This is a genomic window from Bacillus sp. mrc49, assembly GCF_002803435.1.
This window is the reverse complement of record NZ_PHNG01000011.1, coordinates 1-795: the sequence shown is the minus strand read 5'-3', so window position 1 is coordinate 795 and position 795 is coordinate 1. Positions and strand designations below refer to the sequence as shown.

General features: G+C 46.2%; 1 protein-coding gene. It reads left to right on the top strand.

The window, feature by feature from the left end; translation table 11 throughout:
• A partial coding sequence (locus CVN76_RS00175; RefSeq protein WP_157805368.1) for a Dyp-type peroxidase occupies positions 1-673 on the top strand: 673 nt, incomplete at its 5' end.
• Between the last annotated feature and the right edge of the window lie 122 nt (positions 674-795).

Below are 795 nucleotides of genomic sequence, written 5' to 3'. Positions count from 1 at the left end.
GGTAAGGATAGGAAGAGGGAAGACGATCATTCATTGGGCGCAGACGGGTTTTCAACGGACTAAGCAAGCCGATTCGAAAAAGACGACACCGCGTAATTTATTCGGTTTTAAGGATGGTACGGTCAATCCGGATACGAATGATGCCAGTGAAATGAATCAGCATGTTTGGGTAAAGGCCGGGGACGGACCCGACTGGCTTGTTGGCGGCAGGTATATGGTTGTGCGCCGAATCCAGATGTATATCGAGGTTTGGGACCGTACGATATTGAAAGAGCAAGAAAACACGTTTGGGCGTCACCGGGACAGCGGAGCTCCATTAGGGATGAAGAATGAGTTTGATCGCGTTGATTTAGAAGCTAAAGACTCAAATGGAAACCTGACCATTCCGGAGAATTCCCATATGAGCCTAGCCAGGGGAGACGGCAAAGCAAAAATCCTGAGGCGTCCTTATTCATATGCGGATGGCATGGATCCCAAAACAGGCAGCTTCAATGCTGGTCTGCTATTCATTTGTTTTCAGCGAAGCCCGAGTAAACAATTCATCCCCATACAAGAGCGACTCGCAAAAAATGACAAGCTCAATGAATATATCGTTCACAGGGGAAGTGCGATGTTTGCGTGTTTACCAGGTGTGAAAAAGGGTGGGTATATAGGAGATTCCCTGTTTGGATAAATTGAATTTCAGATTTAGGACGTAAAATCGCCAGCGTGGATTTAATCCGGGTTGGCGATTTTAGTTCATGAATGAGGAGTGGCGAATATGAACGTTTTTAAATGGAAAAGTGGGATAGTGGT